Source organism: Segatella copri (assembly GCF_009495355.1).
Classification (GTDB): domain Bacteria; phylum Bacteroidota; class Bacteroidia; order Bacteroidales; family Bacteroidaceae; genus Prevotella.
In genome coordinates, this window is the sequence record NZ_VZAD01000061.1 from 51811 (window position 1) to 66153 (window position 14343).

Here is a 14343-nt window from a genome sequence, read left to right on the forward strand (position 1 = left end):
GTCTTTATTCTTCGCTCTTCACGTATTCGTTCTTCACGTCTTCGTTTTCTACGGTTTCACTCTTCATCTCTTCGCTCTTTTCTACCATTCCGTCCTTCAGGTGTATGGTTCGGTCGGTAATCGAGGCAAGTCCCTCGTCGTGTGTGACAATGACAAAGGTTTGTCCGAACTTGTCGCGCAGATCGAAGAAGAGCTGATGCAGTTCTGCCTTGTTGTGTGAGTCGAGGCTGCCCGAAGGCTCATCGGCAAGGATTACAGCAGGATGATTTACCAAAGCTCTTGCCACAGCCACGCGTTGCTTCTCACCTCCCGACAGTTCTGCTGGTTTGTGATGAGCTCTTTCGCTCAGCCCCATAAAGTCGAGCAGTTCTTCAGCCCTTGCCTTGGCTTCCTTGCGGCTCTTGCCTGCAATGAAAGCAGGAATCATGATGTTTTCGAGCGCGGTAAACTCCGGCAGTAACTGATGAAACTGGAATACGAAACCGATATGCTGGTTACGGAAGTCGCTCAACTTCCGCTGTGACAGTTTGCTCACGTCAATACCGTCTACCACTACGCTTCCCTCATCAGGGCGGTCGAGTGTGCCAATGATCTGTAGCAGGGTGGTCTTGCCCGCACCACTTGGGCCTACGATGCTTACCACCTCACCTTTATTGATATGCAGGTCGATACCTTTAAGCACCTGCAGCGAGCCGAAGCTCTTTGTTATTCCTTTGATGTCTATCATTGTTGTTTGATATTATTCCATTTAAGTTCTGAAATTTTAGATTTTCCACAAAAGACAGTCACAATATGTAGACCTTCTCTTATTCCTTTTGTCGGAATAATCCCTTTATTGTCAGGCAAAAAACCTTTTGAAATAATATTTCCATTTGTTATATTTGTAATTTGATAATAGAGTTTTTTTTGAGAGTCGTTATGTTTGACATTATATATAATTCTATCCTTTGATATGTTTATTTTTATTTGGGGCTCAACTTTTGCTCGTAAGTCTATAGTAAAAGGTTCTCCTTCTGTTTTTCCATTTTTATTAATATATGTTAGTTTAAATGTAGAAGGATACAACTTGTTCATAAATGCAGTAAATTTTCCTTCACTTATGTTATCGACCATATAACTGTATGGTACAGGATAATCAGAGTCTGTTTGTTCTACAAGAATCTGAGTTGTTCCTTCAAGATCTTTAATTCCTATCTCAGCCTCAACAAAATTATCCTCTTCATTAGAAACTCTCGTATTAGTGTCTGCAGGATATTCTACATTATTAAATTCTGCATTTGGCTTTTGTGGTATGTAATCGTATAATTCATATGTGATATGATGATTTTTGTAGTTGCCGCCTGGGCCATATGAAACAGAAATGTTTTTAAGGCGGAGATAGCCATCTATAGTTCTTGCATATAGAGAATTATTTGTTAGATCCGTTAGGTTTTTGAAAGGTTGCCAACTTCCATCTTTCAACAGAACATATTTTCCCGCATCTCCCCATTCTTGTTTTGATCCTATGTCATAGGAATTGCTATTATTGTAATATGATGTTGGAGATATATAACTTTCATTTGTAGAGTTTACTTTTTGTGGCTGTTGAAATTGTTGTACATTAGAAGTTGTTGTTCCTTTTACATTGGTGCCAGACATTCCTGTTGCAATCGGTCTGTCCCATCCGCAAAATGAAAAGAAATCTTGTATGGCTTTGCCTATGTATCTTATACTTGTTCCTTTGGATATACCATATTGCATGATAGCAGTTTCTTTGTCATCAGAATCAACAAAGTAGTTTAATGATATACCTTGTTTGTAAGGTGTGTCACTATTGAGATACCATGTTCTTTTGCCATCCTCAGAATATATGTTGGCTTTTCCTGAAGTCGCATATTTGTAGTTGTCTTCTTCACTTGACATAGCATAAGAACCTATGAGTTTTGCTGTAAATTGGTTCTCAGGTGTTGCCACTTTCAATAAATTTCCAGAAGCATATGCTTTTATGTTAAAGCCTATAGCTTTTAATAAGGCTTGTGTTGCTACAGTAATAAAATCATATTTGTTGGGATTGATTTTATTTTGATCTAAATTGTAATCGAATTTTGCCCTTTTCGAAAATTTTATAGTTGCGTCTGGTGTGTCTCTAAAAAAGGATATTTCTTCGTTTTGATCAGTAAAGTGTGGAAAAGAATATGTTTGTGAACACCGTTTTGCATATACTTTGTCTGTTTCCCTATATTGCGGAGCGACATCTGAAGATACAGAATAGGTTTCAACTTGAGCAAGGCAATTGGCATCAGTAAAACTGGTAAATTCCATATTAATATTTAATGGAAATGTAGTTGGTATGTTTTCTTCAACTAATTTGCATGCATATTCGAAAGCTCCTTTTATGGTTTTGGATATTTGGGATCCTTTATAGGTAACATTAATAATTGTTCCACCATAAATGTTTCTTTCTACTGGTAATGTAATAGTTAAGGGTGTCTTTTCTGTGGAATATACCATGTTTGGGTTCTTCTGAGAAAAGACATTTGATAATCCGATGAACAGAATTGATAATGTAAAAAAAAATTTTCTCATTTTATTAATATTTTGTAGTTCTTGAAATTGTTATTTTTATTATCTGATATTTTTATTAGATGTAATCCTCGACAAAGAGAAATGTTTATTTTGTTGTTGGTACATTCCTCCTTTTCCAATATTCCACAGGTATTATAGATTTTTATTGTTACCATATATGGTGGATCTATAATTATTTGATGGCCATTTACAATGAGAAAATCAGATAAATTGTTTTTGTTTGCAATATCTGTGGTATTGAGTTTCAGAATATTACTCATTGCTTGTCCATATTGGTTTCGTACCCAACAAAAAATACCATTATACCATGTTCCAGGATAGACTGTAAAGCCGTCTTGAGGTATTGTCGTAAAAATTGTATCTGTATATATAGGTAAATGGTCTTCACTTTGTTCTACTAAAATGACTCCTTGCTCAAAATTTTCTGCATCAATAGAAACATTGGCCAGAGGATAATCGTCCTGTCCTTCTGTCCATATCTTATTTAAAGTCAAAACAGGAGTAGATGGCAGAACTTCAAAATCAATAGGTTCTGAGCGAATATAGCTGATATTGTTTTTTCCTTTATTTGAAGTACTAAATATACATGAAAAATAACAGTCGTTAGGACATACCTCTTTTTTTAAATTTCCCCAGTCAAATCCCATAAGAACGCTGTTGTATGGGTGTGAAAAATAACACTGAAATATTTTGGGTTTGTTAATAAAAGAGCAATAAAGTTCCTCAGATAAAAGATATTTGTATTCTTGATTATTTGTTTGTTTAAAATTAATATACCATTTAATGGATTCTATGTCTTCAGTTTTATAGTGTTCAGGTAATGATAATGAAATTAAATCTCCATCTTTGATCTGAGTACATTTCTTACCATTAATTTTTATATCAATGTTTTCTTCGTTTTGTTCGTTACGTCTTGCTTGATTGTAATCTGGGGATTTTTCTATAAATTTACTTGTATATCCATATTCATTGCTTAGGGATATATCTATATATGCCTTATAACCTTTTATCATAGGCCCTATATGGGTTGTTCCATTTTTGAAAGCATAACTTCTTGAGGTACCTGTATCGTCCGATACAAAAATATCACCACCTGTGGCTCCTTTTGCAAATATAAAAAGGTCAAATTCATAGCTGTTTTCATCAACGTCTTTTATGTTTTCGATGTAAGCTTTTTCTATTTTAGGGCGAGCATCTAATGATGTCAAATAACTATACGAAGTACCGTTTGTCTCACAGATAATTTTCCCTTGTACACACTGGAACATGTCAAGATATTTATCAGTATTGCTGGGATTTACAGAAAAAATATTTGTCTGATAAGCAGTGCTGTTGTTAGAATATTGTTTTGTGATTGGGTTATAGATTTGATAAGTCCAATTTCCTACTATTGGCAATTTGTTTGAATCTAATATTTTGAATTCCATATTATCATAAATAGACCCATAACCCAATGCGTCTGTGTTATTACAAGTGATGCGTAAGTCGTAGGAAGTAGGAGTCCAGCCAATAGATTTCATTATGTCGATTGTTTCTGGATTTATTGTGAGTAATTTATTGTAATCTGATAAAGAATCTTCCATAAGATTATTATAACCTAAATGAAAATACACTCCACTTTTACCTAATTCAAAATAGCCGCGATTGTACATTTTGTAATTAAACGATGAAGTCTTTAATGATAAAGGCTGTGTGAAAAAATCTGTAAAATCTTTACTATTTTCTATTCGTTTCAAATCAGAAAGATATTTTTTTCCATTGTATAGTAGTTTGTCAAAAGGAGAAGAAAAACGCCTAATTGCAAATCCTAATCCTCCTGTTCTATATGTAACAGAACAACCAAATCCCATAATTTTCGCAATACTTCTCATGAAAGCGTTTGACATGTTTATAGTACCAAAGTAAGTATTGTCATACGGCCATGATGAATTCCAGTCAAGTGTAGCGTTTATAGTAATAGTATCGTGTTCTTTTATATTGTTGTCAATTTGACGATGTAGATTATCTGGGAGAGATTCAAATTTTCTCCTATTATAATAAGAATATCCTACAGTTGTAGAAATAGCAATATCTTCATTTAAGTCTTCAGAAATGCATACATGGAATTTTATAGGTTCTTTTATGGCTATTGCGTTTTCCCAACTGTCCATTGCTGTTTTTAAACAATGCAGAACTCCTTCCGTCATGAAAAAGTTATCATCATATGAAGCTATAAAAAAACCTAAACGTGATTGAATTTCCCCCCTTTCTGAAGTTTTATTTCTTTCTTTTTTGAGAAAATTTTGGTCTTTACTTTTGTTTTTAGCTTGAAAAAAAATGTCAGTACTGTCGTTAAAAACGATAGTAAAATAGTCATTATCAGCTTCTTGAGCATTTAATGAATTTACACTCATAAGTGTAATAAGGATGATTCCTAAAAAGTTGAAATACTTCATAGCTATTTGTTTGAATTAAGTTCTAAATTCTTTTGCAAAAATAAGCAATTTTGTATAAACCTCAAAAAGAAATAAGGGAAAAGATAGAAAATGAGCTATAAATGTTTTTAAAAAGCAACAATATTGTATGATAGATAGATAAAATTTAAATTTTATCGGATCACCTGCAAAAATGCGTTTGATTGCGCTGAAAAGGAAATCTTTGTTAAACATAAAAAATATTTTATGTTATGTATAGTTATTAAAAGAATTTTATGTATCTTTGCGCCGTGATAAGTAAACAATAGTATTGATTTAAATTCAAGCCAATTAAAACAAAAATATGGAGAATAACACAGAATTACTCAAGGAATACGCATCTCTTGCAGGTAGGGAGGATGCCAAGAGCGAGGCTCGAAAGGCAGAGATTCTAAGCTACATCAAGACTCATGCCAATGATGCAGACAGAGAGGAAGCCAAGGCTTTCATTGGTCAAAAGATGGAGCAAATAAAAGATAATGTAGAGGTGTTGCGCAAGCAGATAGAGACAGAGGATTATAAACTTCTTCCTCTTCGCTACATCGCAGAAGTTTACTTCGGCAAGAGTGCCGCATGGCTCTCGCAGCGTCTCAACGGCTCTGAAGTGCGTGGACACGTCTATACGCTCAGCACTGAGCAAAAAAACATCTTCAACCAGGCTGTCCAGGAGATAGGCAAAAGAATTAGCTCTTTGCAATTGGCTTAGAGTTTACTTATCACACAATCGAGCCCTCGAAAGCTCATGCTTTCGGGGGCTTTTACTTATTACTGAACTTTAGCAAGTTCAGAAGTTCCATGCCGAGAGCCTTCCTGGTAAGAAGGTCAAACTCGCACTTCTCAAACAGATCCTCATCGCTGCAGCCGAATCCCTCCTTCAAGACTGACATAGCCACGAGTATGCGGATGGAGGCATTTGGGCGACCGCTCTTCTTGCCTTCAGGGAACAAAGGCTTGAATATCTCCTCATCAATCTTGGTTGTCACGAGACTATAAAACTGGTTATGCCATGAGTTGGGGTCAGAATACTTCTTTGAAGCTCGACTTCCTAACTGCATTGAGGGAGCCGTGAATATATCTAACTGAGGATTCGGATCAGTCTTTTTAAACATAGTCATTCTGTTTGATTGATGGTGTAAAGATACGAAAAATACTCCAGATAACGGCATAAATCGAAGATTATTATCGTGAAATATAAACATTTTAAACAGGCCTTACTTTTTAAAGTGGGCTCAGTAGTTAGATAAAAACTTAAAATTTCTTTATTTTTGTGATTGTAACAAAAATGTAACACGTAGATTTGTATAAATTACATTTTTTATAGTACCTTTGCAGCCGCTTAATAAAGATGAGTATTTACTAATTAACATTTTAAGATACATTATGCAGAAAAAAACTTACATGAAGCTTCTTGTTAGCTTATATGCTATAGAGGCATCAACTATTTTTGCTGGCAGTAACAACCCACAACAGGCTCCTGTACGTCCTGGTTTTTCTTTCGGAAAAGGAGACGATGAAATTACAAGCGGAGATGACGATGACGTTTGGGATAAGGCATGAGAACAATTAGAAATTAACCACAAGAACACAAATTGAAAACGGATTAGAACATGAGAAAGTTTTTGTATTCAGTATTTATGTTGGCTGCTGTAGTTCTCGCAGCCTGTAGCAACGACGACAATGGCGATATACAGCCAAAGAGAGGAATGACCCTCAATGCTTCTGTTGAAAATCTAAGCTCGCGTGCCACTATGACAGATGAAAGCGGCACATGGAAGTTTGCATTTGCCCAGGACGACAAGGTGAGTGTAAGCAATAACAAAATATCAAATTACTATACTTTCACAAATAATGGCAGCCAGTTTACCTGTGCTCAAGCTGAGGTAACCAAAGAGGATGCCGACTGGTATGCTTACTTCCCAGGTAATGAAGTGGACCTGACAAACCAGACAGGTAATTTTGCCGATGTGGCAAACAAGTTTGCTGTAGCAGGAAAAACAGCCCAGACTACAACGGGCGAAAATGGTCTTTCGATCACTCTGAAGCCCAAGGTTGCCGTGCTCCGCATCGTTAAGGTGGACAACTACGGCCCGTGCGACATCTATCTGAAGACTGCTGACGGCAAGTATGTGTCGGGGCTGAAGGCTAAGACGAACGATGCTGGCTACGATGTGGTGACAAGCGACACTAAGGTTTCGGTATTTTCTAAAGAAAGCAATGGCAATGCCGGCATCTATTATGTCATTGTCCCTGCTGATGTGAAGATTTCCATATATAATACAGATGACAATAACCGCATAAAAGCAACAAAAGAAGCAGGTCTCCCTGCTGGCAGATACTATACGCTTACTACTGGTCCAACGACAGGTACAGAAACAGCTACTTTGGCGGATGGTACAACTGAGACCGTAGATTGGGTGCAGTTGTGGATCGGAGGTCCAAGATTTGCAGTGAAGAATGTTGCTGAAGCGATGACATGGCATGATGCAGTAAAGACTGGTAGCAACTTTGCATGGGGCGAGAAATGGTGTATACCATCAAAAGCAGATATCAAGCCTTTTGTGGATTTAGCAGATGATGTGGAAGCTTGGGCAGGTAAATCAAAAATTACAAAAGCTGGTTATCCTACATTTGAACTTAAAACTGATGCCCAAGAGGGATATAATTATGTCCAAATCACTGGCTATCAGCCTGGATATAATAAGAATACACTTAATCTCTATAATAAGATTTCATCTGGATTTAATACCTATAATTTCTGGACTTCTGATCAAGTAGATGATAAGGGTTGTGAATTCCAGATTATTGAAAATGGTGGCGTAATAGTTGGATTTGGCATAAGCAATGCTACATACAAAGATATTCCAGTTTTGACCCGCCCCATCCTTACAGCAAAAACCATCTTATGGAGTAATCAGTATATTACGAACAACAAATAATAAATTTCCCCACTTAACCCCTGTCAACGCAAGCCTATGTCTTGCCTTGACAGGGATTATTTATTAGGGTGTCCTGTTCGTTGTACCAATTTTAGCTCACTTTCCTAAGCGTTTTGGTTCGTTCTGTAACCCAGTTTTGGGACAAGTGCTCGGTTGACCAATAGAAAAGCCTCGAAATGAAAGCGGCTTCGATGGTCAATGAAGCCTATTTCGTAGAGCAATGAAAGCGGCTTTGTAAGCTGTTGAAGCCTATTGCATCTTCTTGTATAAGATGTAGGAATTGTTCCATAACTTCTCTTAATTTCCCCCAACTTTTCTTAATTTTCCCCAACATCTCTTCACTCCCCGTATGCGAAAGTTGCATTATATGATAGTAATTTAGTATATTTGTGTGCTATTATTAAAAACTAATCAACTACAAGGATGAAAATCAACAAAAACTTTTGGCTTATGCTACTCATGGCGGGCAGTGCCATGATGAGCAGTACGGCAGCACAGGCTTCTGTGCGGGATACGATAGATATCAACTGGGGATGGCAGTTCCATCGCGGCGATATAAAAGGTATCAGCCACCCATCTTTTAACATTCAGAATCACAGTCTCTTGGATGAGGCTATGCGGGGATGCGAGGTCGTCAACCTGCCTCACGACTTCCAGCTCTATCAGCCCTGGGTGGCGCCAGGGGCAGACGAACGTGCCAACAGCAAGGATGCTGCCAATAATGTGAAAAGCCGACTCAGCGCAAGAGGATTCAAGGAGATGGGGATAGGCTGGTATCGATACGAACTGACACCGCAGGAAGAATGGAAAGGAAGACGAGTCATGCTCGACTTTGGAGGAATCATGCTTGTTGGCGACGTGTATGTCAATGGACAACATGTTGGAGCTACCGACTATGGCTATTTGGGTTTCGACATTGATGTAAGCAAGTTGCTGCGCTATGGAAAGGTGAACGAGATAGCAGTGCGAGCCGACACACGTGATACCAATAACTCACGCTGGTATACGGGCGGAGGATTGTTTCGTGACGTACGCCTCATTGTGACCCATGATGAACTCTTTTTTCCACGTCATCCGCTCTATATCACTACCAGTGACAACCGCGTAGTGAATATCAAGGCAGAGATAGTGAATAAGCAGAAGAAACCTCATGGTGAGCAGTTCAATAAGATGCCTGTAGAGGTGAAGATCTATGATGGAGCTGGAAAAATAGTAGCACAGCAGAAGACAGACGTGAACTACAATGCTAAGTGGCGCGACAGAGAGTACGAACTGCCTTCCATCACGATAGACGATGCCAAGCTATGGTCGTGCGAAACTCCATATCTCTATACAGCAGAGGTAACGCTTTATGATAAGAATGGAAAGGTAGCCGACAGGACAAGAGAGCAGTTTGGTGTGCGTACCATCGAATTGTCGCCTGCTAATGGATTGAAGATCAATGGTCATAAAGTGCTGCTCAAGGGTTATGCCAATCATCACACCTTGGGAGCCCTTGGTGCAGCAGCCTATCCTCGTGCCATCGAGCAGCAGTTGCTCACCATGAAGCGCTTTGGCTTCAACCATATTCGTACATCCCATAATCCTTACAGCGAGGACCTGTTGCGCCTGTGCGACCAGTATGGCATCTTGGTCGTCGATGAACTCTATGATAAATGGAACTCGCAGTTTACCGGAGGCAGGGGAGACTTCCTGAGCCTTTGGCAGAAGAACATACCCGAGTGGGTGAAGCGCGACCGCAATCATCCCTCCGTCGTCCTCTGGAGCTTAGGCAACGAGCTGCAGCATCATGCCGACATGCCCTTCAACGACTGGGGAGTAACCCTCTACCGACTGATGCGTCAACTGCTGCATCGCTACGACCATACCCGTCTCACCACGGTGGCAATGCATCCGCGTTATCGCAATATCGATACCGACTCGTTGCCTGCCGACCTGGCTGTTGCCACAGAAGTCAACTCATATAATTACCGTTATATGTACTTCCCCGGCGACATGAAGCGCTATCCCGAAAAGATATTCTATCAGAGCGAGGCGAGCACAGAAGCCATGGGACCCAACTTCTTTGAGATGAATCTCGACAAGGTGATGGGACTTGCCTACTGGGGGGCTGTCGACTACTTAGGCGAGAGTTTGGGCTGGCCGCTGAAGGGATGGAACAAGGGAGTGTTCGATATGACCATGCTTCCCAAGCCCGATGCCTACTTCGTGAAGAGTATGTTCTCTGACGAGCCCCTCGTACATATCGCCATCATCGAGAAGTCAGGAGGTGAAACCCAATGGAATGGTATCAATGTGGCTGCCAGTCAACTCTCGGAGAACTGGAATCGCAAGGCAGGTGAACAGGTATCGCTATATACGTATACCAATGCCGATGAGGTGCAGTTATTACTCAATGGTAAGAGCTTGGGAGTGAAGAGAAATGAACACGATGCCAAACTGCGTGACCGCATACGTTGGGACTCTGTTCCTTATGAGCGAGGGTCTTTAGTAGCAGTGGCAAGAAAGGCTGGCAAGATAGTAGCTCGCCATGAAATCTCTACTACGGGAGAGGCTGTAGCGCTCAGGTTAGAACCGGAGTCTCGCTGCTGGCAAGCCGATGGCAAGGACCTGCAGTTTGTCAGAGTCACGGCAACCGACCGCAAGGGTCGCAGGGTGCTGAGTGCCCATCAGTTGTTGCAGATAGAATTGAAGGGTGAGGCAGATATTGTGGCAGTAGGCAACGGCGATATGGCTTCGTCAGAGTTGCCAGTAGGTGACAAGCAGTTGGCAAGCCATGCCTCCCGAAGTCTTTACGAGGGTGCCGCCTGTATCGTTCTCCGTTCCCGTCGTCAGGCAGGCAAGGTGGAGCTGAAGGTGAAAAGTGGAAATCTGTCAGCAGGAAGCCTGCGCATGAATACACAGTAATATATAAGCGATAGTTGAACAAATATTTTTTCCTACCTGGGAAAAATATTCGACCTGTACGGTTGAAATTACCCAATACGCCCTGAACCAACGGTCACCGGCGCGTAGCGGAATTGAAAATCGCTGGTCGAAGGATAAAGCAAAGGGCAGAAGCTCTTAGCCCAGGGCAGCGCCCTGGGTATAATAGCAATCAGCAAGGCGCCCTGTAAGGGCAAAAGCTTTATAAATTGTCCGGAGTTTTAAAGCTTTTGCCCTTACAGGGCGACAGGTTTGCGCACATAACAACCCAGGGCGTTGCCCTGGGCTAAGAGCTTCTGCCCCTTCAGGGCGTGTAGGGAAAAACTTGCGAAACTTCAATAAAACAAAAGCAGCGCGCTTTTTGTGGCGTTGCTGCTACATTTAGAAGAAGAACTTTACTGACGCTTCATGATCTTCATTCCATTCACAATAGGGTTATTAACCTTTCGACCGTTCATGTCGTACACCGTTACAGGCTGATACATATAAGCAGACAATCTGTAATAACCAATATTGTCAAGGTACTGTATGGCTTTGTTTCTGTCACAAATCTGTAAACCTCGTGATTCAAGCAAATTAACGAGATTTTCCGAAGATTCAAACCGTTTTGTAAAGGGAATAAGATTCGCCATATTCAAAAGTGTATAAACAAAAAACGCCTCGCACGATTTGAGCATTGTTAAGAGGCTTGGCGAGGACTGACGGTGCAAAGATACGAATAATCATTGATAATACAAACTTTTTAGTGAGAAAAATTACGCAAAATCCTCAAAATGGGAATCATCTTTAAACTGATGCGAATCAGCATCGACCTCAAAAGTTCGAAGATAGTTAGCAAGGCGGAAATAGCTCAGCATCTTGAACTCAGAAGATGCTGCTTCCTCATTATAAAACAATAAGCCACGCTCCTTCAACAATTCTATCAGTTGGGCATGGCTTAGCGGCTGTTTATTATATTCTATATGTATATAAAAGCGAAGATCCGCCCTGGTACGCTATTCAAGTGGGAAGCGTGGCGGATTCTGTTGATGCAAAGGTACAACTTTTTTTGAATTATGCAAGAGCAAATGTACAAAAAGAGCTGAATTTGGAGCTGTTTTTGCCGCAAAGAAAGAAAATTTACGCTATTTTTAAAGATTTCTACCATTTTTTGATGGCAGTCTCAGATATTATGTATAACTTTGAAGCCGTCCAGCCAAGCTGTGCCTCTTAATCGTAACAGAGTTTGAGGAGCGGACTATGGGTGGGCACATACATATAAGGCGTTTACTGCGCTTTGGTTTTGACAACTGGGAATCTCGCAAATTCACACTTGTTCGTCAAAGACAAAGCAACGAAACGCCCCATTGGGTGTATTGTATACAGCCCGTATTGTATCCTTTTGTCAGCACTTGTGTTGACTCTTGGATATGAGAAGGTATCTACATATACGCACAGCGTGGGGCTGGACGTTGCTCGTTTCGACGAACAGGGCAATGCGAGAGCCTCCGGTTGTGGAACGAGTGACAGGACTTGGCTCCACGTTTTTTATGCATGTATATCAGTAATCAATAATAATTGTTAGCGGGAGCCAGCTAATACGCTTCTCTTATGGCAAACAGCAAACTATCTCGAGACGATATTATTCGCTTGTATAAATTCCTTTTAGATTACGAGAGTGAATACAAGACTATGGCACAGCAGTTCAATTTTAATGCTCCACAGCTTCAGTCTTTCATAAAACATCATTCTGTCCTCTTGGCTTCCAATTCAAAAAAAGAAAAGAAGAAAAAGGGAAAATATGAAGCTTGGTTCTTTTATGAGCAGAGGAAAAATGACCTCAAATCAAAAGATGACAAAGTGCATCATTTACTACGTCATTTTAGGAACTCTGTGGCCCATGGTCTTATAGTCAAAGAAAGCAAAGCTGTATTCATATTCAAAGATAAAACTGAAAAAGGAAAAATCACGATGGAAGGAAAAATGAAAGCAGATATCTTCTTTGATTTTCTTTCCATGTTAACTTCATGTCGAAAATAAAAGCTATTTAATTATGACAAAAATTATGCATGTATGGAGCATTATTATATCTGTTTTGCTCCTTTCTTTAAGTTCTTGTAGTAAAGAAGATTGTGAAATTTCTGTAACTGGAATTAGTCTGAACAAGCAAAGTATAGAAATCAAAAAAGGTAGGACAGAAAGACTTGTTGCTACAGTTTATCCTCAGGATGCAACAAGTGGAAAAGTGACTTGGTATTCTTCAGATGAAGATGTAGCAACTGTTGATGACAATGGTGTAGTAAGTGCCCTGAATGGTGGTTATACTTGGATAGAAGCTAGGACAGAAAATGGTTATACTGCAGGTTGTGAAGTTAACGTCATAGTCAGCGTAAAGAGTATATCCCTTGAATACACTTCATTATCTCTTACCGAAGGGGAACGTCATGGAATCATGGAAACTATATATCCCGAGGACGCCACAAATAAAGAAGTAACGTGGACATCCTCCAACGAATCTGTAGCAACAGTAGATAACATAGGTAATGTACGAGCTGTAAAATCTGGAACAGCAACAATACGTGTAAAAACAGAAGATGGTGGGAAAACAGCTTCATGCGTTGTGACAGTGAAACAGAAATCTAATCCAGGCGGAGATGGAGGATCCAGTTCGGAAATATCTAGCGTTGTAGGCTATTGGACTACAACTGTACACAACTCCTATTCTGGAAAAAGTGACAAAGGATGGATTTATTTTTCATCGAGTAATACGGTAAAATCGGTGACAGCAGATTCATGGACAGGAAAATATGAAAAAGAATCAGGATCCTATTATGTCTCTGGGAACAAAATGAGAATAAATATTGGATCTTCTTCATATGATTATACAATAACGTATGGCTCTAATTACTTCTATCTTTCCGGAACAAAATTCTCGCAGAGTAGTCAATCTGATTTCAACTATTACTGGAATATGTAGAGTCACTTCCATAAAGTTGACCGTTTTCAATTATTATTTTTAGATCTTATAAGTTTTCAAGATTAAGTGTTATTAATTAAAAACGTATGTGAATGACATTAGAAATTTCTTCAATGTTGATTCTGTTGATTGGATTTGGTATGGGATTGCTCTACAAATGCAAAGTAATAAATATCAACAACAAATGCAACCAAAAGTTTGAAGATTAAGAAGACTGATTGTCTTAAAAAATTATTAGATTTAAGAGCTAGGTGATTATAGCGATGTGGTTCTACCTCTTCCCATCCCGAACAGAGAAGTAAAACACAAAAACGCGCCGATGGTACTGCGATATTAAGCGGGAGAGTAGGTGTCGCCACAATACTCCTGAAGCGCCGAAGTCCTGGCGTCGAGGAATAGATCATAGGCAATGGGATTGAAGACTACGTGTCTCCAGTCCCATTTTTACATTATCAAGATAATTAGCTTCGTCCTTTGCTGTAACCTTGCATTTTGCGCTTCCGTTCAC

Annotated in this window: 11 protein-coding genes and 1 rRNA gene; 8 read left to right on the forward strand and 4 right to left on the reverse strand. The window is 39.5% G+C overall.

The annotated features are described in order from the left end of the window. Positions 1-4: 4 nt before the first annotated feature. From F7D20_RS07535 to F7D20_RS07545, 3 genes are read right to left on the reverse strand one after another with little or no spacing between them, the layout of a single operon-like run. Complete coding sequence (locus F7D20_RS07535) at positions 5-727, reverse strand: ABC transporter ATP-binding protein (protein WP_158463497.1); 723 nt, start codon at positions 725-727, stop codon at positions 5-7. After that, complete coding sequence (locus tag F7D20_RS07540; protein WP_158463498.1) at positions 724-2565, reverse strand: hypothetical protein; 1842 nt, start codon at positions 2563-2565, stop codon at positions 724-726. The genes F7D20_RS07535 and F7D20_RS07540 overlap by 4 nt, the downstream gene beginning before the upstream one ends. Further along, the gene (locus tag F7D20_RS07545) at positions 2562-4958 is read right to left on the reverse strand and encodes a hypothetical protein (RefSeq protein WP_194253519.1); all 2397 of its coding nucleotides are present in this window, start codon (positions 4956-4958) and stop codon (positions 2562-2564) included. Before F7D20_RS07545 ends, F7D20_RS07540 begins: the two co-directional genes overlap by 4 nt. 364 nt (positions 4959-5322) lie before the next feature. On the opposite strand from F7D20_RS07545, the gene F7D20_RS07550 reads away from it, so the two are divergent. Further along, positions 5323-5724 (forward strand): DUF5053 domain-containing protein, encoded by a 402-nt coding sequence (locus F7D20_RS07550; protein ID WP_158463500.1) that lies wholly within the window; start codon positions 5323-5325, stop codon positions 5722-5724. Between the two features lie 52 nt (positions 5725-5776). On the opposite strand, the gene F7D20_RS07555 is transcribed toward F7D20_RS07550, so the two are convergent. Next, positions 5777-6133 (reverse strand): transposase, encoded by a 357-nt coding sequence (locus F7D20_RS07555; protein WP_228114133.1) that lies wholly within the window; start codon positions 6131-6133, stop codon positions 5777-5779. A 265-nt stretch (positions 6134-6398) separates the two neighbouring features. On the opposite strand from F7D20_RS07555, the gene F7D20_RS07560 reads away from it, so the two are divergent. The 7 genes from F7D20_RS07560 to rrf all read left to right on the forward strand — a co-directional run bounded on the left by F7D20_RS07560 (position 6399) and on the right by rrf (position 14196). Continuing rightward, positions 6399-6575, forward strand: a complete 177-nt coding sequence (locus F7D20_RS07560) for a hypothetical protein (protein ID WP_158463501.1) — start codon at positions 6399-6401, stop codon at positions 6573-6575. A 50-nt stretch (positions 6576-6625) separates the two neighbouring features. Then, entirely contained in the window at positions 6626-7954 is a 1329-nt protein-coding gene (locus F7D20_RS07565) for a fimbrillin family protein (protein ID WP_158463502.1), read from the forward strand. Between the two features lie 450 nt (positions 7955-8404). Then, positions 8405-10861, forward strand: a complete 2457-nt coding sequence (locus F7D20_RS07570) for a glycoside hydrolase family 2 TIM barrel-domain containing protein (protein WP_228114134.1) — start codon at positions 8405-8407, stop codon at positions 10859-10861. 889 nt (positions 10862-11750) lie between these two features. Further along, entirely contained in the window at positions 11751-12092 is a 342-nt protein-coding gene (locus tag F7D20_RS07575; RefSeq protein ID WP_158463503.1) for a hypothetical protein, read from the forward strand. A gap of 377 nt (positions 12093-12469) precedes the next feature. Continuing rightward, on the forward strand, positions 12470-12898 hold the full coding sequence (locus tag F7D20_RS07580; protein ID WP_158463504.1) for a hypothetical protein: 429 nt from the start codon (positions 12470-12472) through the stop codon (positions 12896-12898). A gap of 13 nt (positions 12899-12911) precedes the next feature. Then, a complete protein-coding gene (locus F7D20_RS07585; protein WP_158463505.1) occupies positions 12912-13835 on the forward strand; it encodes an Ig-like domain-containing protein in 924 nt (307 codons plus the stop codon). Positions 13836-14082: 247 nt separating this feature from the next. Then, a 5S ribosomal RNA gene (rrf, locus tag F7D20_RS07590) occupies positions 14083-14196 on the forward strand. Positions 14197-14343: the final 147 nt, after the last annotated feature.

Excerpts from the sequence above, each read along its gene's own strand:
- F7D20_RS07535 (WP_158463497.1), bottom strand. The coding sequence starts at position 727 with ATGATAGACATCAAAGGAATAACAAAGAGCTTCGGCTCGCTGCAGGTG.
- F7D20_RS07585 (WP_158463505.1), top strand. The coding sequence starts at position 12,912 with ATGACAAAAATTATGCATGTATGGAGCATTATTATATCTGTTTTGCTC.
- F7D20_RS07555 (WP_228114133.1), bottom strand. The coding sequence starts at position 6,133 with ATGACTATGTTTAAAAAGACTGATCCGAATCCTCAGTTAGATATATTC.
- F7D20_RS07560 (WP_158463501.1), top strand. The coding sequence starts at position 6,399 with ATGCAGAAAAAAACTTACATGAAGCTTCTTGTTAGCTTATATGCTATA.
- F7D20_RS07540 (WP_158463498.1), bottom strand. The coding sequence starts at position 2,565 with ATGAGAAAATTTTTTTTTACATTATCAATTCTGTTCATCGGATTATCA.
- F7D20_RS07545 (WP_194253519.1), bottom strand. The coding sequence starts at position 4,958 with ATGAGTGTAAATTCATTAAATGCTCAAGAAGCTGATAATGACTATTTT.
- F7D20_RS07575 (WP_158463503.1), top strand. The coding sequence starts at position 11,751 with ATGCTGCTTCCTCATTATAAAACAATAAGCCACGCTCCTTCAACAATT.
- F7D20_RS07565 (WP_158463502.1), top strand. The coding sequence starts at position 6,626 with ATGAGAAAGTTTTTGTATTCAGTATTTATGTTGGCTGCTGTAGTTCTC.
- F7D20_RS07570 (WP_228114134.1), top strand. The coding sequence starts at position 8,405 with ATGCTACTCATGGCGGGCAGTGCCATGATGAGCAGTACGGCAGCACAG.
- F7D20_RS07550 (WP_158463500.1), top strand. The coding sequence starts at position 5,323 with ATGGAGAATAACACAGAATTACTCAAGGAATACGCATCTCTTGCAGGT.
- F7D20_RS07580 (WP_158463504.1), top strand. The coding sequence starts at position 12,470 with ATGGCAAACAGCAAACTATCTCGAGACGATATTATTCGCTTGTATAAA.